Source organism: Actinoplanes hulinensis (genome assembly GCF_019429605.1).
Lineage (GTDB): Bacteria > Actinomycetota > Actinomycetes > Mycobacteriales > Micromonosporaceae > Actinoplanes > Actinoplanes campanulatus.
Map to the genome: position 1 here is coordinate 1 of NZ_JAHXZI010000055.1, position 1,165 is coordinate 1,165.

The 1,165-nt window shown below is 65.9% G+C and carries 2 protein-coding genes and 1 pseudogene; 2 read left to right on the top strand and 1 reads right to left on the bottom strand.

The genetic code is table 11. The annotated features are described in order from the left end of the window. Positions 1-106 (top strand): annotated as a pseudogene (locus tag KZ829_RS43745) (IS5 family transposase); the annotation flags it as partial. Between the two features lie 170 nt (positions 107-276). Here the strand turns inward: KZ829_RS43745 and KZ829_RS44990 are convergent. Further along, positions 277-456 carry a hypothetical protein gene (locus KZ829_RS44990; protein ID WP_372454038.1) on the bottom strand — a complete coding sequence of 60 codons (180 nt, stop codon included), beginning with the start codon at positions 454-456 and terminating at the stop codon, positions 277-279. Here KZ829_RS44990 and KZ829_RS42525 point away from each other — a divergent pair. Continuing rightward, entirely contained in the window at positions 391-630 is a 240-nt protein-coding gene (locus tag KZ829_RS42525; RefSeq protein WP_372454037.1) for a GNAT family N-acetyltransferase, read from the top strand. The genes KZ829_RS44990 and KZ829_RS42525 overlap by 66 nt on opposite strands. Positions 631-1,165 lie beyond the last annotated feature (535 nt).

The following is a 1,165-nucleotide window of genomic DNA, read 5'->3' on the forward strand; positions in this document are numbered from 1 at the left end:
CATCAACAGGCTCAAACGCAACCGCGCCGTCGCTACTCGGTACGACAAACTCGCCGTCCGCTACGAAGCCACCGTGACCATCGCCGCGATCAACGAATGGCTGTAACCGACTTTGATACAGGTCCTAAGGGTCGGTGAAGTAGACAGTGCCGTCCGCGGCGATCGTCACCGCATCTACCTGTCGGCAGCAGATACAGCCTCTGAGGCAGCTCCCGTGACAGAAGGGCCAGCCCAAACGGCTATTCCACGGTGGAACGACACTCTGGCGACACCGGATCACCACCCGATCACCACGCTCCCACCGGATGGGATTTCGAGTTCCAGCCTCGGTTCGCCGCCCTCGACCAGGCCGTGCACGACCACCACCCGTACGGCCAGCCACACCACTACCTGGCCTTCCTCGCCGTACATCCGGACCAACAGCGACGCGGGACCGGCAGCACCCTGCTGCGTCATCGGCACGAGGGACTGGACGCCACCGGGACAGCGGCTTACCTGGAGGCCACTGGACCACGAAACCGACGCCTCTACGCCCGGCACGGCTACTGCCCACGGCCAGCGTTCCGTCCTCCTGGTGGACCACCGGGCCCCAGAGTGACAGCCGGTGGGGCTCGGCAACCAAAGCCGTAGCGGGCGGCGAGCCGCGCGAGACAGGAGGGTCACCACGTTGTACTACCTACGGCAGCATGAGGCGCGGCGATCGGACGTTCTGAGGGAGCTGCGAGGTGGGCCGGTCTTTCGTGACGCTGGATCTCGACGACGACGTGTGGGGCTACCTGGGTTCCGTGCGGCCGTGCACCATGTGAGCCCCGAGCTGTAACTGGCGGCGATCCTGGAGCAGCACGTATTCCGTCGGCGACGGCTCAGGACGCCGCGGACGACCGTGAACGGTGGGTCGACACCACACCGGCGGTGGGCGGTGAGCGCAAGATCGTTGGTCAGGTCCCGTCGATGTCCTGGCTGCTTCCATCGGCCGAGTCTCCGCGCTGACCGGCGAGCAGGAAGCCACCGCCCGGCCGCCCTACACAGCATCTTGAATTGTCCGCGGCCAGTGAAAGATCCCCATAGGCGGCCATTTACCGCCCCGCTGGTGGCCAGGGTTCTCCCCGTGGATGGCCAGATATCTCCCCGCTGATCAACACCGGATGCCGGTCGGCGAGGGTCG